Below are 24,696 nucleotides of genomic sequence, written 5' to 3' on the forward strand. Positions count from 1 at the left end.
CGGCGCCGTTGCAGCTCACTGGGCGCCGGTGGACAGCTGGACGCTGTGGATGTACAGCGGCAGGCCGGGGTCGGTCGCGGCCAGGCGCAGGTCGGCCTGGAGGTTCTGGGCCTCGTCGAACTGCGCGCCGGTGAGGGTCACCGTCGCGGTCTGCCAGCTGCCGGTGCCGCTGCCGGTGACCGTGGGCCCGTTCTGGTACGGGCTGCCGGTGGCGTCGTACTGGGCGGTGAAGCCCTGTCCGGCCTGCGACCAGTAGGTCACCGTGAGGGTGACCGTGGACGCGCGGGCCACCGCGCTGCCCGGGTCCAGCTGGAGGTAGGCGTTGGCGGAGCCGACCCCGGTCTGGGCGGTGGTCCAGGTCTGGTACGCGCTCTGGCCGCCGATACTGGTGACCGTCAGGTTGCCGTCCGCGCCCGCGCCGGTCGCGCCGACGCTCTGGAAGATGACCCCTGACGAACCGTCGTTGCTGCCCACGGTGGCGCCGATGGTGGTGGCGCCGCCCGCGCTGGTGGAGCAGCCGGCGGGCACCGGGGTGCCGGCCGGGGCGGGGCCCGGCACCAGCTTCCACTCGCCGAGCGTGGCCGTGCCGAGGGTCAGCGGCACGCAGGCGCCGCCGTCCTGCTGCGGGACCTGCGGCAGCGCCTTGCCAGTGACCGCGTCCACCGCGTGGTAGCGGCCGGAGGCGAGGTTCAGCCCGGCCGGGTGCAGCACCACCGCGCCGTCGTAGCCGAAGTAGGGGTTGATCTCGGCCAGCACCAGCTGCGCGCTGCGGTGGTCGGCCGCGGTGGTGGGCACGATCTGCAGGGCGTGCGCGCTGCTCAGGTCGGCGTAAGCCGGGGCGTAGCTGGTGAGCTGGTCGCCGCTGGTCAGCACGGTGCCGCCGGAGTTCTGGTAGGCGGTCACATTGGCGTCGGTGCCGTTGAGCGGGAGCACCGCGCGGAACTTCCGCAGGTCCACCGCGTGGTTCTTGACCTCGTCGCTGGTGACCACGGCGAAGCCGCTCTGGTGGCGCGACCACAGCGCGGTGATCTCGTTCTCCACGCTGTTGAGGCTGCCGCCGGCCGGGTTGCCCCAGGCCTTGGAGTAGTCGAAGTAGACGGCGACCGGCTGCTGCGGGTAGGAGCCCTTGAGGCTCTGCAGCTGCGCCAGCGCGGCGGTGTAGATCGGGTAGGCGATGACGTCCTTGGAGGTGCCGTCGTGGATGAAGAAGTCCTCGCCGCCGCCGTAGGGCAGCCCCATGCCGTAGTTGGAGATCCACTGCACGGCCTGGGCGGGCATCTCGGTCTCGTCCGGCGCGGTCCACTCCTGGGCCAGCTTGACGTGGTAGGCGTTGGCCAGGCTGCCGAAGGTCAGGGTGAGGCCGGGTGACTGGGCGGCGTCCTCGACGACGGTGACGTCGTACTTGCGGGCCAGGTCGAAGAAGATGTCGGGCAGGTTGCCGATGTCGGGCGCGTTGGAGATGTGGCCGCCGAAGTAGTAGTACAGCGTCCCGGAGCTGACCTTGCGCACGGCGGCGGTGAGCCGGTCGTAGGTGTCCAGCACGCTCCACTGGCGGAAGTCCTGGTAGACGCCGGCCAGCGGCTGCCCGGGGGTGGCGGCCGGCACCTGGTCGAAGGAGGTGTAGGCGGTGCCGTTGGCGGTGTTGAAGCGCGCGACGGTGCGGTACGTCTGCGGCAGCCAGTGCTGGTGGAAGTAGTCGATGTCGGCCTGGGCCCAGCCGCCGTCGCCGTTGTCGCTCCACTGGGCGTCCAGGCGGCCGTAGTTGAGGATGGCGCCGCCGTAGCCGGGGTTGGCGGTGATGTGCGCGACGGTGCTGGTGACGTAGTCGAAGTAGTCCTGCTGCTGGGTCAGGTCCCACCAGGGCGGGGCGATGCCGGTGCCGCCGGTGCTGGTGGTCTCGGTGCCGGTGATCCAGGCCGCGGGGCTGCCGCCCCAGCCGGCCTGCCAGAAGATCGGGACGATCCGGATGCCGGCCGCGGCCGCGTTGGCGAGCTCGGTGTCCAGCTCGCTGAAGTCGAAGGTGCCGCGGCTGGGCTCGATCTGGTTCCACGGCATGTTGATCTCGACGCTGTTCATCCCCTTGGCCCTGATGGCCTGGAACTGCGCCACCGACCAGGGCGTGCCGTGGTCGTCGAACTGGAGCTGGGTGGACCACAGTTTGGCCGCGCCGGCGGCGGATCCGGCCGTTGCGCCGGTCGCCGAGCCGGTTGCAGCGCCGGCCGGGGAGACCATGCAGGCCGTCGCGGCGGCGAAGGCCGCGGTCGCGGCGAGGAATGGGACCGTTCTGCGTTTCGAGGGTTTCGATGTGCGCAGCATCGGCAGAGCCCTTCCGGGTGGGTGGACGGGTGGGGTTCGACGGGCCGTGCTTCTCCAGGGCGCCCCGTCGGCGGCAAGGGCTATGGAAAACCAAGAGTGTTACGAAGGCAACAGTTCGGCCGGAAAACCTGCCGCCGTCCCGTTTCTCCATGAGGCGACCTGCGCAGATGCCACCGTCGATGTGCGGGTAACGGGGTTTCCACCACTCTTCCGTAAGAAAAGTCTCTTGGCGAACCGTCAGAATTCTCCGTGCAGACGGTCTTGACGCGGCAAACAATCGGTCACATGCTTCGGATCAATCTCCGGGGCTTCCCCGTCGGCCACATCGCGTCCCTCGTCTCTCTCGCAGAGGAACCAGACATGGCCGACAGAAACCGCACCATCCGCCCGTCCCGCGTGCTGGCCGCGACCGCAGCCGCGGCTCTCGCCGCCACCGGGCTCACCGCCTGCGGAGGCGGCAGCGGCAGCAGCAGCTCGTCCACCACCCTGGTGGTCGCCGAATGGACCAACGCCGCCGCCGTACAGGAAACCCAGGCCATCGACGCCGCCTTCGAGAAGGCCAACCCCGGCGTCAAGATCAAGCTGGAGACCGCGCCGACCACCGCGGGAGCCTGGCCCGCCCTGCAGTCCTCGCTGGAGGCCTCCAAGGGCGTGGACGTGCTGGCCCAGTTCGCGCAGTCGCCGGAGAAGTACGCGCCGGCCGGCTCCGGCGTCACCGTCGGCGGCACCCCGGCGCTGATCTCCAGCGGCCAGCTGCTCGACCTGAGCAAGCAGTCCTTCATGTCGCGCTTCGACAGCACCACGCAGAAGTTCGCGATGGGCTACAAGGACGGCATCTACGGCGTCACCATGGCCGAGTACGTCAACAACTCCGGCATGTTCTACAAGAAGGACCTGCTGGCCAAGTACGGCCTGTCGGTGCCGACCACCTTCGACGAGTTCATCAGCGACCTGAAGACGCTCAAGTCCAAGGGCCTGACCCCGCTCTACGTGGCGGGCAAGGACGGCATCCAGAACATCGTCTGGATGGGCATCTACAACCAGCTGATGATGCAGGACAAGCCGGCCTCCGAGGCCACCAGCGTCTTCATGGCCAAGGACAACGCCTTCCTGAACGGCACCCAGAACTGGAACAGCGCGCTGTACCAGGACGCCGCCAACCGCTACGAGCAGATCATGCAGTACATCGAGCCGAACGCGGGCGGTGTCTCCTTCGCCAGCGCCCCCGGCACCTGGTCGGCCAAGACCGACGACTACCCCTTCTTCGTGGACGGCTCCTTCGACGGCAACACCATCGCCGCCGACAACCCGGCGCTGAACTTCGGCATGATGGCCATCCCCGGCACCGACAACGCCGCCTGGAACCGCGCCGACCTGGCCCCCGACCTCGCCTGGACGGTGCCGACCTGGTCCAAGCACCAGGACCTGGCGCTGAAGTACCTGGACTTCTTCACCCAGCAGACCAACTACGAGGCCTGGGTGAAGGCCACCGGTTCGCTGTCCACCCAGACCGCTGTGCCCACCCCCACGCTCAAGTGGACCGACTGGCTGCAGACCAACGCGTCCAAGGGCTTCCCGGGCACCACGCTGCCCTGGCTGCCGGCGAACGTCGGCACCGGCAACCCGGCCGGCGGCCCGACGCTGACCGAGACCAAGCCCTTCGGCTCCAAGGACCTGCTCGCGGCACTGGACGACTCCGCCAAGGCGTACACCGCCGCCGTCAAGAAGTAGGGGCGTGCCGTGTCCACCAGTCCCTTCGGCACCAGGAGGACCAGGCGCTGGATCCCCTGGCTCTCCATCCTGGTGCCCTCCGTCGGCTGGCTCACCTTCGGGCTCTACCCGTCGCTGGCCACCGTCTACTACTCGCTCACCGAGTACTCCGGAGTGCCCGGCACCCCGATGAACTACTGCGGGCTGTGCAACTACCGCAACCTGTTCACCAGCAACTACTCGCAGGTCTCCGACGCCGTCGTGGCGACGCTGAAGTACACCGCCGGGGTGACGGTGCTGCAGATCGGGGTCGGCCTCGGCCTGGCCCTGCTGCTGCAGCGCCGCCGCTTCGGCTACGGGCTGTACCGGGCGCTGATCTTCATGCCGCAGATCTTCTCGGTGACCATCGTCGGCGTGCTCTTCTCGCTGCTGCTCGACCCGAGCAGCGGTCCGGCGGAGCAGATCCTGCACTCGCTCACCGGCGGCTCCAGCGCCTTCCTCGGTGACGCCTCCGTCTCGATCTGGCTGATCGTGCTGGTCAACGTGTGGATGTTCTCCGGCTACACGATGCTGGTCTACATCGCCGGACTGAGGCGCATCCCGCTGGAGCTGTACGAGGCCGCGTCGCTGGACGGCTGCGGTCCGATCCGCCGCTTCACCAAGATCACCTGGCCCATGCTGGCCCCCGCCACCACGGTGAACGTCTTCCTCACCGCGATCGGCAGCCTGGGCGAGTACGCGCTGATCCTGGTGATGACCCAGGGCCAGTACAAGACCCAGACCATCGGGATGTTCATGTTCAACTCGGCCTTCGGCGTCAACCCCGACCTCGGGCTCGGCTCCACGCTCGCCATGGTGCAGTTCGTCTTCACCGCGGCCATCGGCGGCGTGCTGCTGTGGCGCCTGCGCCGACGGGAGGTGGCGCTGTGAGTGCCCTCAGCACACGGCTGCACCGGCAGACCGATCCGGCCGTGGCAGTCGACCCGCAACGCGCCTCCCGCCGCCGCGGGGTGGTCCGGGGCCTGCGGCTGACCGGCGTCCAGCTGTTCTGCTTCGTGGTCTCGGCGGGCTTCTTCGCCCTGCCGTTGGTGTACCTGCTGCTGCAGTCGTTCAAGGACAACCTGGACTTCCTGCAGGACCCGACCGGGCTGCCCAAGCACTGGACGCTGAGCAACTTCTCCGCCGCCTGGACGCAGGGCGACTTCGCCACCGAGATGGTCAACTCGCTGATCTACGCGGTGGTCCCGGACGTCATCACGCTGGTCCTCGGGGTGTTCCTGGCCTTCCCGATCTCCCGGGGCTGGTTCCGGCACTCCAACGTGCTGTACGCGTTCTTCGTCTTCTCCGGCTTCCTGCCGGCGGGGCTGATCCCGCTGTTCATCGAGGCACAGAAGCTCGGCCTGTACGACAACCGGCTGGGCTATCTGACCCTCACCTCGCTGGCAGGCGCCGGGTTCTTCTTCTTCGTGGGCTACATCAAGACCATCCCACGGGAGTTGGACGAGGCGGCGGCGATGGACGGCTGCGGCTACGTCCGCTTCATCTTCACCATCATCATCCCGCAGATGAAGCCGGCGCTGGCGACCTTCGCCGTGTTCGGCTTCGTGGCCTCCTGGAACAACCTGATCCTGCCGCTGATCATGCTCACCGACTCCGATCTGTGGCCGGTGACCCGCGGCCTGTACAGCTTCTTCGGCGAGCACGGCAGCCAGTGGCCGCTGATCGCCGCGGCCACGATGATCGTGGCCGCGCCGATCCTGGTGGTCTTCGCCCTGCTGCAGCGCTACCTGGTGGAGGGCGTCGCCGGCGGCGCGGCCACCGGTACGGCCGGGGTGGGCAATGCGCCCGCCACGGTGGTGGCGGCGGAGGAGTGAGATCCGGCTGCTTCGCCCCGCCGACCGGTGTGTCGGCGGGGCGAAGTGCTTCCCCTGCCAGGGCCTGATGATTCATCGGACCTTTGCGCCGGCTGAGTGGGGGATCGGGCGCCGGGTTCGCCCGACCGGGCGTCGTCGGAGCGTCGAGCGGTGCGCTGTTCCGGATGCCACCGGTGTCGCTGGAGCATCCCGCGCACGGTGGTCCGGTGACCGGAACATCTGCTGAGTCAGTTACGAAACCGGAGGTCAGCAGCGCTGAGCTGGGCAGCATCCGGTTCCATGCGGCGCAGATCATGACGTCGGGTCAGGCCTGGTGCGCCGCAACGGCCGTGCTCCCGGTGGAGTCGTTGTGTCGAGGCCTTGACAAGCCGTCAGAAGAGCCCGAGTCTCATGTCTTGTCCTCCGATGTTTCGCCGCTGTTGCGCGTAGCGGAGGGTGCCGCCCGTCGTTGCTGTGTGCGCCGCACCGGCGCGCCGAAGGAGGATCGAATGTCCCCAGCGCGATCACCGCGCCGTCCACGCGCCCGCGTGCTGACGGCGCTGCTGCTCTCCCTGGTCCTACCGGGGCTCGGGCTGCTGTTCCCGGGCGCGGCCGCCAGGGCTGCCACCAGCACGACCGCGTGGCAGAACGGGGGGTTCTCCCTCGACACCGCCAATGTCGTCCGCCGCTCGGACATCGTGCTGGGCAAGGCGAACACCAGCCCCACCCAGTTCGTCCCGCTGGGCAACGGCACCCTGGGAGCGGCCGTGTGGGCGGCCAACGGCTTCACCGCCCAGCTGAACCGGTCCGACACCTTCCCCGACCGCAAGTCCCCGGGACAGCTGGTCATCCCCGGACTGTCCAGGCTCACCGGCGCCGCCGACTTCAGCGGCTACCTCGACCCCTACGACGGGATGCTGCACGAGTCCGGCGGCGGCATGACGCTGACCGCCTACGTCCGCGCCGACACCGCGCAGTTGGTGGTCGACGTCACCGGCGCCGACCCGAACAGCACGCAGACCGCGCAGGTCAAGCTGTGGAGCGGCCGTTCCCCCTCGGCCCAGGCCTCCGGCGCCACGGCCACCCTCGCCGAGACCTGGGTCGACAACAGCGGCCAGGGCGCGTCCGGACAGACCTTCGGCTCGCTGGCCGGCGTGAGCGCCGGCGGCCGCAATGTCTCGGCCTCCGACCCCGACTCGCTGACCGCGCAGGTCTCCTTCAACCCCAACACCGACGGCAGCTTCCGGGTGATCGTCGCCGCCCCCGCCTGGACCGGCGGCGACGCCCTCGGCACCGCCAACTCGGTGATCAACGGCGACACCACCAAGGCGGCCTCCGCCCTGACCACGCCTCACCTGTCCTGGTGGCACACCTACTGGAGCACCGCCGGGCTGATCAAGATCTCCTCGGCCGACGGCTCCGGCGAGTACGTGGAGAACCTGCGCACCCTCTACCTCTACGACGCCGCGGCCGAACGCGGCGGGTCCGTGCCCGGATCCCAGGCCGGCGTCGCCGACCTGTTCAACTTCTCCCAGGACCACCAGGACTGGTTCCCGGCCGGCTACTGGTTCTGGAACCTGAGGATGCAGGTCCAGGCCAACCTGTCGGCCGGCGAGTCGAGCCTCAACGATCCGGTGCTGAACCTCTACGAGAGCAACGTCAACGCCATCACCTCCTGGACGTCGTCCAAGGTGCCCGGCAAGCAGGGGCTCTGCGTCCCCGAGACGATGCGCTTCAACGGCAACGGCTACTACAGCGGCGGCGAGAGCAACGCGTCCTGCGACTCCACCATCGCCCCCAGCTACAACTCGCTGACCTTCACCAGCGGCGCCGAGATCGCGCTCTGGGTCTGGCAGGAGTACCTGGCCACCGACAACCTCTCGCTGCTCAGCAACGACTATCCGCTGATCAGCGGCTCGGCCCGGTTCCTGCTCTCGGCCGCCACCACCGGCTCGGACGGACTGCTGCACACCCAGGCCAACGCCCACGAGACCCAGTGGAACGTCACCGACCCGACCACGGACATCGTCGCCATGCAGGCGCTGTTCCCGGTGGCGGTGAAGGCGGCGCAGACCCTCGGCGTCGACTCCGCCCTGGTCACCCAGCTCAACGCGGCCATCCCGAAGATCCCGCAGCTGCCGCGCACCGACACCGGAACCCAGACCCAGCTGCTCACCGCGTCGTCCGACGCGGGCGGCAGCGACATGATCGGCCTGTCCACCCAGCCCACCGCGACCCGGCACAACAGCGAGAACCTGGGCCTGGAGGCGGTCTGGCCCTACAACCTGATCGGCGACAACGGGACGCTGACCGCCCTGGCCAAGCGGACCTACACCTCGCGCAGCTACGTCAACGGCAACGACTGGTCCAACGACGCCCTCGACGCCGCCCGCCTCGGTCTCTCCGGCGAGGTCAAGAACGACCTGCTGGCCGCGACCAAGTCCTACCAGGCCTACCCGTCCGGCCTGGCCAGTTTCACCGGCAGCGCCGCCTCGGAGCCCTACATCGAACAGTCAGGAGTGCTGGCAGCGGCCGTCAGCGAGGCCCTGGTCCAGGACTACGACGGGCTGCTGCGCATCGCCCCGGCCTGGCCGACGGACTGGACCGGCGAAGGCACCGTCTACATCCAGCACAACACCAAGGTCGACGTGCAGGTGAGCAACGGCACCGCGAGCACCGTCGCGATCGTCTCCGGCGGCAACGCACCGGTCACCATGCGCAGCCCGTGGCCGGGCCAGGCCGTCACCGTGGTGGACGGCTCCACCGGTGCGACCGTGCTGGCCTCGCAGACCAACGCGACCTTCACCTTCCAGACCCAGAACGGCAAGTCCTACCTGGTCGAGCCGACCGCGTCGCCGACCACCTCGCTCCCGTTCGCCTCCGTCAGCGGCAGCCCGGCCACGGCCGCCAAGCACCTGGGCAACGTCAGCATCGGACTGGACCGGGCGACCACCACCAGCCCGGTGATCAGCCTGCGGGCGCACGCCAACGGACTGATCGTCACCGCCGACAACGCCGGCGCCGCACCGCTCCTCGCCAAGAACACCGCGATCGGCACCTGGGAGCAGTTCGACGAGATCGACGAGGGCAACGGCAACATCGCGCTGCGCTCCCACGTGAACAACGAGTACGTGTGCGCGGACAACGCCGGCGCCTCCCCGCTGATCGCCAACCGAACGGCCGTCGGAACCTGGGAGACGTTCAATCTCATCCACAACTCCGACGGCAGCATCAGCCTGCGCTCCCTGGCCAACAACGAAATCGTCACCGCCGAGAACGCCGGCGCCTCCCCGCTGATCGCCAACCGCACCGCCATCGGCCCCTGGGAGGAGTTCGACCTGATCCTGGACTGACGGTGGGACTTCGGCCGGATCGAGAAATTCCGCGAGTCGCGATGAGTCCTGCGACGGTCGGCAGTCGTAGTGTCGGAACCGTTACCTAGGAGGACTTCTGATGCGCAGTGTGACCTACTCGATGGGCGTCTCACTGGACGGCTACATCATCGGGCCGGACGGCCGGTTCGACTGGTCGGCGCCGGACGAGGAGGTCTTCCGCTTCGTCACCGACGAGATCCGTGGGGTCGGCGTCCACCTGATGGGGCGTCGGCTCTACGAGACGATGCTCTACTGGGAGACCGCGGACCAGGATCCGGCGGCGGACGAGTCGATGCTCACCTGGGCGGCGATCTGGAATCCGCTGCCGAAGGTGGTGTTCTCCACCACGCTGACGGAGGTGCAGGGCAACGCCCGGCTGCTCTCCGGCGGCCTGGCGGAGGAGATCGAGCGGCTGCGCGCCGAGCCGGGGGAGGGCAACATCGCGATCGGCGGTGCGGCCCTCGCCGCCGAGGCCGCCGAGGCGGGGCTGATCGACGAGTACCGGGCCAGGGTCTACCCGGTGCTCGTCGGCGGCGGGGTTCCGTACTTCCCGCAGAGCGAGCGCCGGGTAGACCTGGAGCTGGTGGAGAGCCGCACCGTCTCCGACCTCGTCTACCTCCGCTACCGCGTGCGGCACGGCGCCCGGAGCTGACCCTCCGGCCCGCCGGTGCGGGTCAGTTGGCGAAGTCCTGGGTGAGCCATACCGTGCCGTTGGCGTCGCGCAGGACGGCTATGCCGACCCGGGTGAAGCTGCTGCTGAGGATGTTCTTGCGGTGCCCGTCGTCCGGTGGCTGCTCGTCCAGCATCATCTGGGTGAGGCCGACCGCGCTGGTGGCCTCGGCCGCTGCGGTGTCCGCCACGCCGCCGCCCTCGCCGATGTTCTCGCCGGCCGAGGTCCAGTGCACCCCGGCGGCGATCTCGCGGTCGCCGAAGGCCGCCTCGCCGGGGCACTGGTGGGAGAGGCCGCAGCCGGACGCCATCACCGAGTTGTGCGCGGCTGCGCTCGCGTTCAGCCCGGAGTCCAGGGTGTACGGGGCCAGGCCCTGCGCCGCACGGCTCTTGTTGATCAGGGCGAGCACCTGCTGGACGGCGTCGCTGCTGGTCGTCCCGGTTGCGGAGGCCGTCGTCGCCGGTGCGGACGCGGAGGCCGGTGCGGAGGAGGGTGCGGAGGACGCCGGGGCGGTCGGATGCGCGTCCGGGCTCGGCTTGGGCTTGGGGGTCGCGCTGCGGCTCGGTACGGGCTTGCCCCGGCGGGCCGCGGCCGAGACGGTGGACCGGGCGCTGCTGTTCCGGGTCGGACCTGCGGTGGCCGTGACCGCCTGGCCCTTGGCGCCCAGGTGGTCCAGTGCCCGCGCCGTGGTGCCGGCCGCCGGTGACGCATGCGGCACGCCCAGGCAGGCGAACGCGGTGCCGCCGCCGACCACGGCGAGAGCCGCCGCACCCGTCACCGCCAGCCGCAGTCGCGGCCGGCGCTTGGCCCGGTGCTGCCCCGAGGCGGCATGGCGGGAGGACGAATGGCGGGACGGGCTCATCAGCGGCACCTCGTGGTCGGGGTCGTTCGCCGGAGCGGTCCGGCGGCACGACCCTAGGCGGCTCCCGGCGCCCGTAGCAGGGGTGAGCGGCAACTTCATGTTGCGCTAAGGAAGGCCCCATGCTGCCCTCAGCCCCGCCGCCGTCATGATCGCCATCGTGATCGCCGTTGTGATCGTCACCAGGACACCTCGCGGGTGACCTCCTGCGCCTGGGGCTGCAGACTGGCGGTGAGCTCGGAACGGTGGTGCCCGCCGCTGAAGGTGACGGTCAGGGTGCCGGGCGAGGACTGCGCGGTGCTGGTGGTGAAGCCCAGCGCCGGTACGGCGGAGACCAGGCAGACCGCGTCCGCCCCGAACCGGACCACCACCTGCCCCCCGGCGGAGGAGAAACTGTGCGTCCCGGCTCCGCCGCTGCAGTCCGCGGAGGACGGATGCCCGGGCGGGGGCGCCGAGGAGTGCCGCGGCTGCGGGGGCGGCTGCGAGGCGGTCGTGGCCGAGGGGGAGGGCTTGGGTCGCGGGACCGAGGGCGAGGCGTCCGGAGTGGAGGACGGCGTACCCGTCCCGGTGGCGCTCGGCGATCCCGGGATCGGCGTGGCCAGCGCCAGCACGGTGGTCACCCCGGCGGTGCCGGGCGGCAGCGGCGCGGTGGATCCGAGGACGAAACGCACCGTCAGGAAGACGGCGGTGGCGGTGAGCGCGGTGCAGCACAGCCAGACGACGAAGAAGCGAAGGAACCGGGACACGGCCCCATCATGCCGCTCCCCGCCGGCTTCCCGTCCCGTCACTGTCGATCGGCTACGGTGTCCGCCATGGCCAGTGTCCTCGTCGTGGAAGACGACCCCGGTATACGTGCCGAGCTGATCGACGTCCTGGCCGGTGGCGGGCACGCGGTGCGCAGCGCGGCCGACGGGTTCGGCGGGCTGCGCGAGGTGACCCGGGGCCCGCTGGACGCGGTGATCCTGGACCTGGGCCTGCCCGACCTCGACGGCAGCGACGCGCTCCGCATGATCCGCGGCATCTCCCAGGTGCCGGTACTGATCGTGACGGCCAGGGACGACGACGCCGAGATCATCCGGCTGCTCGACGCCGGCGCCGACGACTACCTGGTCAAACCCTTCTCGGCGGGCCAGCTGCTGGCCCGGCTGGCCGCGGTGCTGCGGCGCTCGGGCCGGGGCCCCGACCCGGAGGCGCGCTCCGGCGCCCTCCAGGACGCCCCGGGCCTGCTCCGCGAACCCGTCGCCATCGGCCCGCTGCACATCGACCCCGGCTCCCGCGCCGTCCACCTGCACGGACACGAAGTCCCGCTCACCCGGCGGGAGTTCGACCTGCTGTCGTTCCTCGCCGCCAACGCCGACCTGGTGGTCTCCAAGCGGCGCATCCTGGCCGAGGTGTGGCGTGAGCCCTATGTCGAGGACCAGACCATCGACGTGCACCTGTCCTCGCTGCGGCGCAAGCTCGGCGAGAGCGCCGCGGCCCCGGGCCTGCTGCGCACCCTGCGCGGGGTCGGCATCAAGCTGGTGACGCCCAGGTGAGGCGCACGCTCGCCGGGGTCGCCCTGGCCGTCACCTCGATGGTGGCGCTGTCCTTCCTGATACCGCTGGCCCTGCTGGTGCGCACCGAGGCACGGAACCGGGCGGTCACCGCCGCCGAGCAGCGCGCCGCCGCGCTCGCTCCGGTGCTGGCGCTGACCGCCGACCCGAACCAGCTGCGCCAGGTCGTCCTCGGGATCGACCCGACCGGGCGGCTGAGCGTCCAACTGCCCGGCGGCCAGGCGATCGGCACCGGTCACGCGCCCGCCGCCCTGCTGCAGCAGGCGCAGCAGCAGGGCGAGACGCTGGCGCAGAACCTCCCCGACGGCGGCTGGGTCTACCTGCAGCCGGTGCTGCTGGGGCAGCGACGGGTGGCGGTGGTGCAGGAGTTCGTCCCCAAGGACGCCCTGGACCGGGGGGTCACCGCCTCGCTGTCGGTGATGGCGGTGCTCGCGCTGGGCCTGGTACTGGGCTCGGTCGTGGTCTCCGACCGGCTGGCCTCCCGGGTGGTGAAGTCCTCGCGCGGGCTGTCCCGCGCCGCCCACGCCCTGGGCCGGGGCGACCTGGGCACCCGGGTGGACCCGATGGGACCGCCCGAACTCTACGAGGCCGGTCAGGCGTTCAACGCCATGGTCGAGCGGATCGGCGAACTGCTGGCAGTGGAGCGGGAGTTGGTCGCCGACCTGTCGCACCGGATGCGGACCCCGCTGACCGCCCTGCACCTGGCGACCGAGCGGATGGCGCCCACCCCGGACTCGGCCAGGATCACCGCGGCCGTCGCCCAGCTGGAGTCGGAGCTGCATGTCGTCATCACCACCGCGCGGACCCCGCTGGCGCTGGGACGGGGGACGGGCGCCGGCCGGCCCGAGCAGGATGCGGCGGTCAGCTGCCCGGCCCCGGAGGTGGTCCGCCGCCGGGGCGGGTTCTGGGCCACGCTGGCCGAGCAGCAGGACCGCCGCTGCCTGGTCGAGGTGACCGCCGAGCAGGCTCCGATCGACCTGCCCGAGGACGAGTTCGCAGCCGTGGTGGACGCACTGGTCGGCAATGTGTTCCGGCACACGGACCCGGGCACTGACTTCGCGGTGCGGCTGGTCCGCGCGGCCCAGGTGGTTCAGCTCACCGTCGAGGACGCCGGCCCTGGCATCCCGGACCCCGACGACGCGCTGGTGCGCGGCGTGAGCGCGGCCGCCACCGGTCCGGCCTCCACCGGCCTCGGCCTGGACATCGCCCGCAGGGCCGCCGCGGCGACGCGCGGGACGGTCGAGATCGGGCGCAGCCCGATGGGCGGCGCGCAGGTCTCGGTCACCTTCGGACTCGCGGCGCCGCCGGGCCGCGGATCACTGAACCGGCGGCGCGGGCGCGCCCGCCGGTCGCACGCCTGAGCAACAGACCCGTCACCGCACCGGCGGACGGCAAAGAGGGGGTGTGCACAGCCGGTTCGGCCGTGCACACCCCCTCCTGGCGGGGCGTCAGCCCGCGTGGGCGCCGCCGCGCTGCCTGCGCAGGAAGAACACCACGCCGCCGCCCAGGACCAGGAGCGCCGCGCCGACACCGGCGATCACCGGGGTGCTGCTGCTGGCACCGGTCTCGGCCAGGCCGCCGCTGGCGGAGGGCGACGGGGCCGCCGCACCCGAGGCGGGGGTGGAGCCGGACGCCGAGGCCGAAGCCCCGGCCGACGGGGTCGAGCTGCTGCTCGCCGTCCCGCCACCGGTGGGCCGGCACTTCAGCGCGCCGGTGAAGGTCTTGCTGAAGCCGTTCGGACCGGTGACCGTGATGCTGTAGGTGTCACCCTCCTTGACCGGGACGAACACGCTCTGGCCGGCCCCGGCCGCGACGGTGACCGACTTGCCGTTGACCTGCGCGGTCCACGGCTGGTCGCCACCGTTGGTCACGGTGACGTCGACGCCGCCCTGCTTGCAGTCCTCGGTGGCGTTCGCCGCCGGAACCGCGCCCTGGGGCGCCCACTGCGCCGCGGCCGAGGCGTTGACCTGCACCGGGGCGGTCCCGGCGAGGATCATCGTCTGGCTGTCGCCGCGCAGCGCCTTGAACGCGCGACCGACCGGAAGGCTGGTCGTGGCCGAGGCGCTGAGCTGCGCGGTGCCGGCGTCGGTGCCCGCCGGCACCTTCACGTAGAGCTTGTCGTTGTTGCCCGCGCTGGTCACGGCCTGGCCGTTGCCGTCGACGAGCTGCACACCGCTGGGCGCGGTGAGCTTGAGGCCGACCGACTTGGCGTTGGTGGTCACCGTGATCGGTCCCAGCTTGTCGCCGCTCTTTCCGGCGACCGACGCCGGCGAGAGGGCCAGCGAGGGGGCCGGCTCGGAGACGTCGGTGGCGTTCTGCTCCAGCCAGCCGGCGACCGCCGTGGTGGTGGCGTCGTTGCTGGTCGCGTCGGTCTTGTCGGAGAAGTGCCAGATCGCGATCTGGGTCGCGGCCGCCGCCTCGTCCTGGCTCAGGCTGCCTACGCCCGCCTCCTGCGCCAGGGCCGACGCGGAGAGCACCGGGTAGCTGTGCTGCAGGATCCACTGGATCTTGCCGCGGTCCGGGTTGTCGGAGAGCACGGACTGGTCCCAGCCGGTCTCCTGGTACTTCACCCCGGCACTGGTGCCGTGGTAGAGGTCGATGCAGTAGACCTCCAGGGCCTGCCCGTCCTCCGTGAGCGCCACCGTCCCTGCGGCGCCCTGCCCTTCACCGGGGATGTGCACGCTCTGGCCGTGCAGCACGTTGCCGAGCGTGGCGACCGCGCTGCCGTTCTGGTCCGCTGCCGCACTTGTCGCCGTGGTCAGCGCGCCCGCCGCGAACGCCCCCGTCGCCAGCAGGGCGGCGCCGATCCGCACCGCTCCCCGCTGTGGTATTCCGAACATGCCTCGCCCTTTCGATGGTTCCAGGGGCACCGTGGCATCGACTTCCGGCCAGCCCGCTGACGCAGCAGCAGATCGGCTACCCCCCTTGGCATGTGCATACTAGTGGGATTCATCCGCTTTGATGACCAAGGGGTGGCATTTCCGGCTGTGGGCTGTCCCAGAGTCTACTGAGGGGTATGTCAGAGCCCGCTGAGGGCTGCCTCTGCGGCGGCGAAGGCGGAGTCCCGTCCCTGCGCGAACTCGGCCGGGGTGAAGACCGGTTCGGTGAGCTGCGGCGGAATGCCGCGGCCGTCGAACGTGGTCCCCGCGGCGGTGAGGAACTCCTCGTTGGGCAGGCCGAAGGACCAGCCGTTGGGCAGCTGCCGGTCCAGCACGTCGGAGAACACGCCCTGGGTCGGCTGTCCGATGCGCAGGGCCCCGCCGGGACGTCCCATCAGGGCCTGGGTGAAGGTCTCGCCGGCGCTGACGGTGGAACCGCCGGTGAGCACCGCGACCGGTCCGGTGTAGTGGGTGACGGAGTCGGCCGGCCGTACCTCGATCGGCTGGGGCGTGGTGAACCGGGTCGGGTCCTGCGGCTGGTTGCGGGCCCGCTTGGCGTAGGCGAGGTACGGACGGTCGGTCAGCCGGGCGGCGATCTGCAGCCCCAGGGCGTCCGAACCGCCGCCGTTGACGCGCAGGTCGATGATCAGTCCGTGCAGCCGCCGGGTCCGGGCCGGGGTGAGCACGGTGTCCAGTGTGCTCTCGAGGACGGCGCTGTTGCCGGCGTAGGGGTCGTCGGGGTCCGGGGTGTAGCCGCCGAATCCGGAGATCCGCAGGTAGCCCTGACCGTTCGGCAGATCGGCCCAGCTGATCCGGCCGCGGGCGTACTCGTGGAACGGCAGGCCGCCGAGGTCGGTGCGCCGGATGTAGTCCTTGACCTGCTGGTCGAGCTCGGGTCCGGGCGGCACGGTCCCGGGTCGGCCCGCCGCGAAACGGCCGACCCGGCCCGCGTCCAGGGAGACATGGGCGTCATGGAGCGGCGCCACCATGTCCCGTAGCACCGCGAACAGTGCCGCGTCGCCCATGCCTGCGTGCACCAGGGGACGGTAGTGCGCCCTGACGGACTGCCAGTCGACCCCCTTGGCGGCGAAGAAGGGGTAGTTCTCCGCGAAGGTCGCCCAGAACACGTCGAAGACCCGCACCGGGTCCGCTGCCGCGGCGGCGCCGCAGCCGGACGGCAGCGCGCCGATCCGCCGCAGCCGCAGGTCTCCGGCCGAGCCGTCGAGGTGCAGCACGGCACGGTCCGGTGCCGACCCGGGCCGGAACCGGTAGACCTGTCCCTCGTCGTCGGTCCAGACCGTCGAGCCGGCCGCGGGCCGCCCGGTCGGCCGGGCCGAGACTCCCGGCAGGCAGCTGACGGTGGTGGTCTGGTACTCCTGCAGCAGGCCGGCGCCGATCACCACGTCGGTGCCGTACCCGTCCACCTGCCAGACCCCCGATGCGGCGGGCGGCGCTCCGGTCCCGGCCGAGGCGTTCGCCGCGGGCAGGAAGGCACCGGCGATCAGCAGTGCCAGCGCGGCCGTGACGGTCCGGGCGCAGGTCAGCTGTGGCATGGCGGAACGGTCCCCTCGTACGGTCCCCGCGCTGCGGGGACGACGGTCTCCTGGGTTCCATCCTTGCGATCACCGGGCCGGACCGGCCATCGGGCTGTCCCGCCGGTCCGCCGGGGGGTTAACCCGACCGGTCGTGGCAGGGGTGCCTGCGGATGCGCTCCCGCCGATGGCCTGTTCGGATGGCAGCAGCGTCATTGTCGCCCCATGCGAGGAGCAGGTTGATGAGACCGGTTGCGTTGTCGCCGCAGGCCCGCGAGGACGCGTTGGGCGCGATGGCGGATACCAGCGAGTTCGACGTCCTGGTGGTGGGCGGCGGCGTGGTGGGGGCCGGGTGCGCGCTGGACGCGGTCACCCGCGGGCTCAGCGTGGCGCTGGTGGAGGCCCGGGACTGGGCCAGCGGCACCTCCAGCCGTTCCAGCAAGCTGATCCACGGGGGGCTCCGCTACCTGGAGATGCTCGACTTCCGGCTGGTCCAGGAGGCGCTGAAGGAACGGGGCCTGCTGCTCCAGCGGCTCGCCCCGCACCTGGTGCACCCGGTGAAGTTCCTGTACCCGCTCAAGCACCGGGTGTGGGAGCGGCCCTACGTGGGCGCCGGAGTGCTGCTGTACGACACCCTGGGGACCACCTCCGGCAACGCCCGCGGCCTTCCGCACCACCGGCACCTGACCCGGCACGGGGCGCTGCGCGAGGTCCCGGCGCTGAAGTCGGACTCGCTGGTGGGGGCGATCCAGTACTGGGACGCCCAGGTCGACGACGCCAGGCACACCATGACGATCATTCGGACGGCCGCCTCCTACGGGGCGAAGGTGGCCAACCGGACCCGGGTCGAGGGCTTCCTGCGCCAGGGCGAACGGGTGACCGGGGCGCTGGTGCACGACCTGGAGTCGGACCGGAGGTTCGAGATCCGGGCCAAGCAGGTCATCAACGCGACCGGGGTGTGGACCGACGACACCCAGGCGCTGGCGGACACCCGCGGCCAGTTCCACGTCCGCGCCTCCAAGGGCGTGCACATCCTGGTGCCCCGGGACCGGGTCAACTCCAAGTCCGGCCTGATCCTGCGCACCGAGAAGAGCGTGCTGTTCGTCATCCCCTGGGGACGGCACTGGCTGATCGGCACCACCGACACCGACTGGGACCTGGACAAGCAGCACCCCGCGGTCAGCTCCCGCGACATCGACTACCTGCTGGGTCACGTCAACGAGGTGCTGGCCACCCCGCTGACGCACGACGACGTCGAGGGCGTCTACGCCGGGCTGCGGCCGCTGCTGTCCGGGGACGCGGCCGAGACCAGCAAGCTCTCCCGCGAGCACCTGGTCGGGCACCCGGTGCCCGGTCTGGTGGTGGTGGCCGGCGGCAAGTACACCACCTACCGGGTGATGGCCAAGGACGCGGTCGACGAGGCCGTGCGCACCCTGGACCGTGCCGCCCCCGCGTCGGTCACCGAGGACGTGCCGCTGGTCGGCGCGGACGGCTACCGCGCGCTGTGGAACCGCCGCCAGGGCCTGGCCGACGAGGCCGGGCTGCACGTCGCCCGCATCGAGCACCTGCTCAACCGCTACGGCTCGATGGTCGGCGAGGTGCTGGACATCCTCCGTCAGGACCCCTCGCTGGGAACGCCGCTGGCGGGCGCGGACGACTACCTGGAGGCCGAAGCGGTGTACGCGGCCACCCACGAGGGCGCACGCCACCTGGACGACCTGCTCACCCGGCGGACCCGGGCCTCGGTCGAGTCCTGGGACCGCGGCCTGGCCGCCGCCGAGCGGGCCGCGCAGCTGATGGCGGGCCCCCTGGGCTGGAGCGAGGAGCAGGTCCGCGACGAGATCGAGCACTACCGCGAGCGGGTGGCGGCCGAGCGCGACGCCCAGCAGCAGCCCGACGACCGCACGGCCGACGCGGCCCGTCTCGGCGCCCCCGACATCGCCCCCCTGCACTGAGGCACCTCCGCCCTGAACCAAGGAGTCGACCATGGCCTCAGCGGCCCAGTCCGGCAGCCGGCCCGTAGCCGGCGCGTCCCGCCGAATGCCCCGACAACTGCTCGGTGAACTCCTGGCCGAATTCGTCGGGACGATGATCCTGATCCTCTTCGGCGTGGGCGTGGTGGCCCAGGTCGTCGCGGCCGGCCTGGGCGGGCACGACAGCATCGCCTGGGCCTGGGGCCTGGGGGTGACCCTGGGCGTGTACGTCGCCGCACGACTGTCCGGCGCGCACCTCAACCCGGCCGTCACCGTCGCCCTGGCCGCGTTCCGCGGCTTCTCCTGGGCCAAGGTCGCCCCCTACACCCTGGCCCAGACCGCGGGCGCGTTCACCGCCGCGCTGCTGGTGCGCTGGAACTACACCGAGGTCCTGGCCAAGGCCGACCCCGGCCACACGCTGAAGACCCAGGGGGTGTTCTCCACCCTCCCCGGCAACGGGACCTTCCCGGTCAGCCAGTGGGGCGCGCTGCGCGACCAGATCATCGGCACCGCCATCCTGCTGCTGGTCATCATGGCGCTGACGGATGTGCTCAACACCGCCCCCAAGGCCAACATGGGGGCCTTCATCACCGGACTGCTGGTCGTGGCCATCGGCCTGGCCTTCGGCACCGACGCCGGATACGCCATCAACCCGGCCCGCGACTTCGGCCCGCGCCTGGCCAGTTTCATCACCGGCTACGGAGGCGCCTGGCGCGACCAGTACGGGGATCTGTACTTCTGGGTCCCCATCGTCGGACCGTTGATCGGCGGCCTGCTGGGGGCCGGCCTGTACCGGTTCCTGATCGCGCCCTTCCTGCCCAGCCAGGAGCTGCAGGCCGGACGGGTCCTGGCCGACGAGGAAGCATAACCGCACCGCACCCAACTTGCCGTCACCTGTGGAGGGTTGCCGCCATGGCGGACTACGTCGCCGCGATCGACCAGGGCACGACCAGCACCCGGTTCATGATCTTCGATCATTCCGGGAACGAGGTCGCCCGCCAGCAGATGGAACACGAGCAGATCCTGCCCAGGTCGGGCTGGGTCGAGCACAACCCGGTCGAGATCTGGGAACGCACCCGGTCGGTCGTCGCCACCGGGCTGAACCGCTCCCACCTGGCCGCGGGCGACATCGCAGCGCTGGGCATCACCAACCAGCGGGAGACCACGGTGGTGTGGAACCGCCGCACCGGCCGCCCCTACTACAACGCCATCGTCTGGCAGGACACCCGAACCGACCGCATCGCCAGCGCCCTGGAGCGCGAGGGCAAGGGCGAGGTGATCCGCGCCAAGGCCGGACTGCCGCCGGCCACCTACTTCGCCGCCGGGAAGATCCAGTGGATCCTGGAGAACGTCGACGGCGTCCGCCAGGACGCCGAACGCGGCGACGCCGTCTTCGGCACGGTGGACACCTGGGTCCTGTGGAACCTCACCGGAGGCGTCCGCGGCGGCGTGCACATCACCGACGTCACCAACGCCTCGCGTACCATGCTGATGGACCTGCGCACCCTGGACTGGGACGACGAACTGCTGTCGTTCTTCGGCATCCCTCGCGCCATGCTCCCCACCATCCAGGCGTCCAACGCCCCCGACGGCTACGGACAGTCGCCGGACGTCAGCCCGCTGGCCGGCATCCCGATCAGCGGCATCCTCGGCGACCAGCACGCCGCCACCGTCGGACAGGTCTGCTTCGCCCCGGGCGAGGCCAAGAACACCTACGGCACCGGCAACTTCATGCTGCTGAACACCGGGAGCGAGCCGGTGCGCTCCCAGCACGGCCTGCTCACCACGCTGGCCTACCAGTTCGCCGGACAGCCCCCGGTCTACGCCCTGGAGGGGTCCATCGCGGTGACCGGATCGGCCGTGCAGTGGCTGCGCGACCAGCTGCACATCATCGGCAACGCCGCCGAGAGCGAGACCCTGGCCCGCCGCGTCGACGACTCGGCCGGGGTGTACTTCGTGCCCGCCTTCTCCGGGCTCTTCGCCCCCTACTGGCGCTCGGACGCGCGCGGCGCCATCGTCGGCCTGGCCCGCTTCCACAACGACGCGCACATCGCCCGGGCCACCCTGGAGGCCATCTGCTACCAGAGCCGGGACGTGGTCGAGGCCATGACCAACGACTCCGGAGTGCGGCTGGAGGTGCTCAAGGTCGACGGCGGGGTGACCGAGAACAAGCTGTGCATGCAGACCCAGGCCGACGTGCTGGGGGTCCCGGTGATCCGGCCCAAGGTCGCCGAGACCACCGCACTGGGCGCCGCCTACGCCGCCGGCCTGGCCGTCGGCTTCTGGCGGGACACCGAGGAGCTGAAGGCCAACTGGAACCAGGACCAGCGCTGGGACCCGCAGTGGGACCAGGCCACCCGCGAGGCCGGCTACACCGGCTGGAAGCGCGCCATCGAACGCACCCTCAACTGGGTCGACGTCAGCTGACACAGCGTCACCATGCTGCCGGAGTCCGGCCCTTGCCGCCCAGCGGTGGCAGGGGCCGCGGCCTGCCGGCAGCGCTGCGCCGCGTCTTTACGCCCCAGTGGCTGCGGAGTAGCTTCAGGTGTTTCGCACCACTCCCTGCAAGGCGAGCCTCGGGGGAACCATGACCGGATCCACGCGCAGGCTGGCCGCCGCCGCCACGGCCGCCGCCCTCGCCCTGCTCGGCACCGGAACCGGAACCGCCGCCGCGACCGTCGGCGCCGCCGACACCGCCCAGGCTCCGGCCCACGGCACCGCGTCCACCTTCGACCTGGCCCGCAAGGACTGCCTGGGCACCGCACGGAACAGCGGGTCCAAGGTCTGGTACACCGTGGCCGACGGCGTCCTGTCGGACGTCTACGAGCCCACCGTGGACAACACGAACGTCGGCACGCTGCAGTACGCCGTCACCGACGGGTCGACCTTCACCGACCTGCAGACCCGCGACATGACCTACACCGTGCAGGCCGATTCCACCGGCATGGCCTGCACCGTCACCTCCACCGACGCCGGGCACGGCTTCCGGCTGACCACCACCTACGTCACCGACCCGGCCCGCGACAGCGTGGTCATGCGCACCCGGCTCTCCGCCGTCCCCGGCAGCCGCACCGACCTGGGCCGGCTGCACGTCTACGCCCGGCTGGACGCGCACGTCAACGGCAACGGCGGCGGCGGAACCCAGAACGGGGGAGCGGACACCGGCGTGGTGGACGCGGCCACCGGCACCCCGGTCGTCTACGACACCGGCACCGTCAGTCAGGCCGCCAACCGCGACTACGCCGTGCCCACCTACCTGGACCTGGCCGCCACCAGCGGCGGCGCCGCCGAGGTCGGCTACGCCGGCACCGCGAGCGACGGACTGACCCAGCTCGACACGGACCACCGGCTGATCTCCGCCGACAGCTCCGCGCCCGACGGCCACATCACCAGCATCCAGGAGGTGACCCCCCGTCACGGCGGCGAGGTCACCCTGGCGCTGGGCTTCGGCCGCACACTGGCCCAGGCCACCGGCACCGCCGCCGCGTCGCTGCGGGCCCCGTTCGCGCAGACCGAGGCCGGCTACACCCGCGGCTGGCAGGCCTACGACCGGACCCTGAAGCAGCCCCCGGCCTCGCTGCCCGGTCTGCCCGCCGCCCAGGTGCGCTCCAGCTACTACCTGGACGCCAATGTGCTGAAGGCGAGCGAGGACAAGACCTTCCCCGGCGCGGTCGTCGCCTCGCTGGCCTCGCCCTGGGGCCAGTCCGTGGACGGCAGCGCCCTGGTCGGCGGCAAGCCGGTCTACTTCGGCTCCTACCGCGAGGTCTTCGGCCGCGACCTCTACGAGGCGTTCACCGGGCTGATGGCCGACGGCGACACCGCCACCGCCCGCGACGCCACCACCTTCCTGTTCGACCGCCAGCAGCTGCCCGGCGGCGAGATCCCACGCAACTCCCTGGTCAACGGCAAGGCCGCGCCCGACACCGGCGGCGACCAGCTGGACGAGACCGCCTACCCGATCCTGATGGCCTACCTCTCCGGCCTGGGCGGCGACACCGCCCTGTGGCAGCAGCACATCAAGCCCGCCGCCGACTACCTGGTCGCGCACGGCCCGTCCTACGGCGTGGAGCGCTGGGAGGAGCAGTCCGGCTACTCGCCCTCCACCATCGCCGCCGAGATCGCCGGACTCTCCGCCGCCTCCGCCATCGCCGACCGCAACGGCGACCACGCCGACGCCCGGATCTACCAGGCCACCGCCGACCAGTTCCAACGCAGCGTCAAGAGCTGGACGGTGACCGGCAGCGGGCCCGACAGCAGCTCGCCCTACTTCATCCGGCTCTCCAAGACCGGCGACCCGAACGCCGCCACCAGCTACAACCTCGGCAACGGCGGACCCACCCTGGACCAGCGCACGGTCATCGACGGCGGCTTCCAGGAACTGGTCCGCCTCGGCGAACTGCCCGCCACCGACCCGGCGTTCACCAACTCGCTGAAGGTCCTGGACCAGCAGATCTCAGTGGCCACCCCCACCGGCACCGGCTACTACCGCTACGGCGACGACGCCGCCCGGGGCAGCGCGGACGGCTACGGCGACTGCTCCACCACGCTCAGCCAGACCTCCTGCAGCACCGCCGGACAGCCCTGGCCGACCACCGACGTCGGCACCGGCCACCTGTGGCCGGTACTGTCCGGCGAACGGGCCGAGTCGGCGATCGCCACCGGCGACCGGGCCACCGCCGCCGCCGAGCTGTCGTTCATGATGAAGTCCGCCTCCGGGATCGGCCTGGTGCCCGAACAGGTCTGGGAGGACCCGGACCTGCCCGCCGCCCCCTACGGCAGCGACCCGACCACCGCGTCCATCGGCTTCAGCGACGGCCGGGCCGCGGGCTCCGCCTCCCCGCTGACCTGGGCGCAGGCCCAGGAGCTGCGGCTGATCACCGACCTGGGCCAGGGCCGCACGGTGGACCAGCCGGCGATCACCAGGGCCCGCTACGCCACCCACGGCGCCCCGGCCGCCACCACGGTCACGCTGACCTCGCCCGCCGCCGGGAGCACCGTCGAGTCCGCCACCACCACGGTGGCCGGCAGCACCGCCCCGAACGCCGAGGTGACCGTCCAGTCCGCCGACACCGACACCGCGGCCGCCGCCGTCACAGCCTCCACCAGGGCCGACGCCCAGGGCGCGTTCTCCGTCCCGGTCGCCGTCGGCTTCGGCACCAACACCATCACCGTCGCCGCGACCACGCCCGCCGGCGCGACCGGCTACGCCCGCACCGCCGTGCTCGGCGACGTCAGCGGCGGCACCACCGTCCTGGACGCCAGCGACCCCACCGGCGACGACAACGGGCCCGGCAGCTACCAGTACCCGACCGCCGCCGACTTCACCCCGGGCTCCTTCGACCTCACCCGTTTCCAGGTGATCACCAGCGGCGGCACCGTCTACCTGCGCACCACGCTGAAGTCGCTCACCCCGACCTTCGGCAGCACCATGGGCGCGCAACTGCTCGACATCTACGTCCACACGCCGAGCGGGAACCCGACGTCCACGGCTGCCGCGTACCCGTCGCGCAACTACGCGATCGCCCCGGAGGACGCCTGGAGCCAGCGCCTGGAGGTGCAGGGCTTCGCCTCGCCGGTCTGGGCCGACGCGAACGGGAACCAGGTCGGCACCCCGAGCGCGGTGGTCGCCTCCACGCTGTCCGACACCATCACCATCGCCCTGCCCGAGTCCGCCTTCGGAACCCCGACCAGCGGCTGGACCTTCACCCTGGCGCTGGCCGGCCAGGACGGCTACAGCGCGGACCAGGCCAGGGCGTTCACCGTCACCGCCGGCGCCTACAGCTTCGGCGTCTGCCCGGCCGGCGGCACCGCGGCGATCTGCTCGCTCGACCCCGGCTCCGTGCCGAAGGTGATGGACACGATCACCCCGCCCGGCACCTCCCAGGCCGGCGAACTGGACCCGACCCTGGGCACCCCCACCCTGCACGGCGTGACCGCGCCCTGACGCCCTGACGCCCCGTGATCCCGTAGTCTCGGC

Annotated in this window: 16 protein-coding genes; 11 read left to right on the top strand and 5 right to left on the bottom strand. The window is 71.4% G+C overall.

Annotated elements, in window-relative coordinates; all coding sequences use genetic code 11:
* Positions 1-15: 15 nt before the first annotated feature.
* Positions 16-2,316: a beta-galactosidase gene (locus tag IF29_RS0131035; RefSeq protein ID WP_030261789.1), complete on the bottom strand. Its 2,301-nt coding sequence runs from the start codon at positions 2,314-2,316 to the stop codon at positions 16-18.
* A gap of 360 nt (positions 2,317-2,676) precedes the next feature.
* Between IF29_RS0131035 and IF29_RS0131040 the strand changes: the two genes are divergently transcribed.
* From IF29_RS0131040 to IF29_RS0131060, 5 genes are all read left to right on the top strand, one after another.
* Positions 2,677-4,047 (top strand): ABC transporter substrate-binding protein, encoded by a 1,371-nt coding sequence (locus tag IF29_RS0131040; RefSeq protein WP_030261790.1) that lies wholly within the window; start codon positions 2,677-2,679, stop codon positions 4,045-4,047.
* Positions 4,048-4,056: 9 nt separating this feature from the next.
* The gene (locus IF29_RS0131045; RefSeq protein ID WP_030261791.1) at positions 4,057-4,956 is read left to right on the top strand and encodes a carbohydrate ABC transporter permease; all 900 of its coding nucleotides are present in this window, start codon (positions 4,057-4,059) and stop codon (positions 4,954-4,956) included.
* Complete coding sequence (locus IF29_RS0131050; RefSeq protein ID WP_198037598.1) at positions 4,953-5,900, top strand: carbohydrate ABC transporter permease; 948 nt, start codon at positions 4,953-4,955, stop codon at positions 5,898-5,900. Before IF29_RS0131045 ends, IF29_RS0131050 begins: the two co-directional genes overlap by 4 nt.
* Before the next feature lie 488 nt (positions 5,901-6,388).
* A complete protein-coding gene (locus IF29_RS0131055) occupies positions 6,389-9,232 on the top strand; it encodes a fascin domain-containing protein (RefSeq protein WP_157624014.1) in 2,844 nt (947 codons plus the stop codon).
* 100 nt (positions 9,233-9,332) lie between these two features.
* Positions 9,333-9,905: a dihydrofolate reductase family protein gene (locus tag IF29_RS0131060; RefSeq protein ID WP_030261794.1), complete on the top strand. Its 573-nt coding sequence runs from the start codon at positions 9,333-9,335 to the stop codon at positions 9,903-9,905.
* A gap of 22 nt (positions 9,906-9,927) precedes the next feature.
* Here the strand turns inward: IF29_RS0131060 and IF29_RS42515 are convergent, their stop codons facing one another.
* Together IF29_RS42515 and IF29_RS48035 are read right to left on the bottom strand one after the other, a co-directional pair.
* Entirely contained in the window at positions 9,928-10,785 is an 858-nt protein-coding gene (locus tag IF29_RS42515; RefSeq protein ID WP_051726256.1) for a CAP domain-containing protein, read from the bottom strand.
* A 176-nt stretch (positions 10,786-10,961) separates the two neighbouring features.
* A complete protein-coding gene (locus IF29_RS48035) occupies positions 10,962-11,528 on the bottom strand; it encodes a hypothetical protein (RefSeq protein ID WP_232242673.1) in 567 nt (188 codons plus the stop codon).
* Between the two features lie 66 nt (positions 11,529-11,594).
* Between IF29_RS48035 and IF29_RS0131075 the strand changes: the two genes are divergently transcribed.
* Positions 11,595-12,317: a response regulator transcription factor gene (locus tag IF29_RS0131075; protein ID WP_030261799.1), complete on the top strand. Its 723-nt coding sequence runs from the start codon at positions 11,595-11,597 to the stop codon at positions 12,315-12,317.
* A complete protein-coding gene (locus IF29_RS0131080; protein WP_030261801.1) occupies positions 12,314-13,696 on the top strand; it encodes a sensor histidine kinase in 1,383 nt (460 codons plus the stop codon). Before IF29_RS0131075 ends, IF29_RS0131080 begins: the two co-directional genes overlap by 4 nt.
* A gap of 87 nt (positions 13,697-13,783) precedes the next feature.
* Here the strand turns inward: IF29_RS0131080 and IF29_RS0131085 are convergent, their stop codons facing one another.
* Positions 13,784-15,175, bottom strand: a complete 1,392-nt coding sequence (locus IF29_RS0131085) for a Cys-Gln thioester bond-forming surface protein (RefSeq protein WP_030261802.1) — start codon at positions 15,173-15,175, stop codon at positions 13,784-13,786.
* A gap of 179 nt (positions 15,176-15,354) precedes the next feature.
* Positions 15,355-16,767, bottom strand: a complete 1,413-nt coding sequence (locus IF29_RS0131090) for a S41 family peptidase (RefSeq protein ID WP_030261804.1) — start codon at positions 16,765-16,767, stop codon at positions 15,355-15,357.
* A gap of 221 nt (positions 16,768-16,988) precedes the next feature.
* Here IF29_RS0131090 and IF29_RS0131095 point away from each other — a divergent pair, with 221 nt between their 5' ends.
* From IF29_RS0131095 to IF29_RS48635, 4 genes are all read left to right on the top strand, one after another.
* On the top strand, positions 16,989-18,701 hold the full coding sequence (locus IF29_RS0131095) for a glycerol-3-phosphate dehydrogenase/oxidase (RefSeq protein WP_030261806.1): 1,713 nt from the start codon (positions 16,989-16,991) through the stop codon (positions 18,699-18,701).
* An 85-nt stretch (positions 18,702-18,786) separates the two neighbouring features.
* Positions 18,787-19,587 carry an MIP/aquaporin family protein gene (locus IF29_RS0131100; protein WP_030261808.1) on the top strand — a complete coding sequence of 267 codons (801 nt, stop codon included), beginning with the start codon at positions 18,787-18,789 and terminating at the stop codon, positions 19,585-19,587.
* Between the two features lie 44 nt (positions 19,588-19,631).
* A complete protein-coding gene (gene glpK, locus IF29_RS0131105; RefSeq protein WP_030261810.1) occupies positions 19,632-21,146 on the top strand; it encodes a glycerol kinase GlpK in 1,515 nt (504 codons plus the stop codon).
* 160 nt (positions 21,147-21,306) lie between these two features.
* Positions 21,307-24,663, top strand: coding sequence for a glucodextranase DOMON-like domain-containing protein (locus tag IF29_RS48635; protein WP_030261812.1), 3,357 nt, complete (start codon positions 21,307-21,309; stop codon positions 24,661-24,663).
* The last annotated feature ends 33 nt before the right edge of the window (positions 24,664-24,696 follow it).

The organism is Streptacidiphilus jeojiense, from assembly GCF_000719095.1.
Taxonomy (GTDB): Bacteria; Actinomycetota; Actinomycetes; order Streptomycetales; family Streptomycetaceae; genus Streptacidiphilus; species Streptacidiphilus jeojiensis.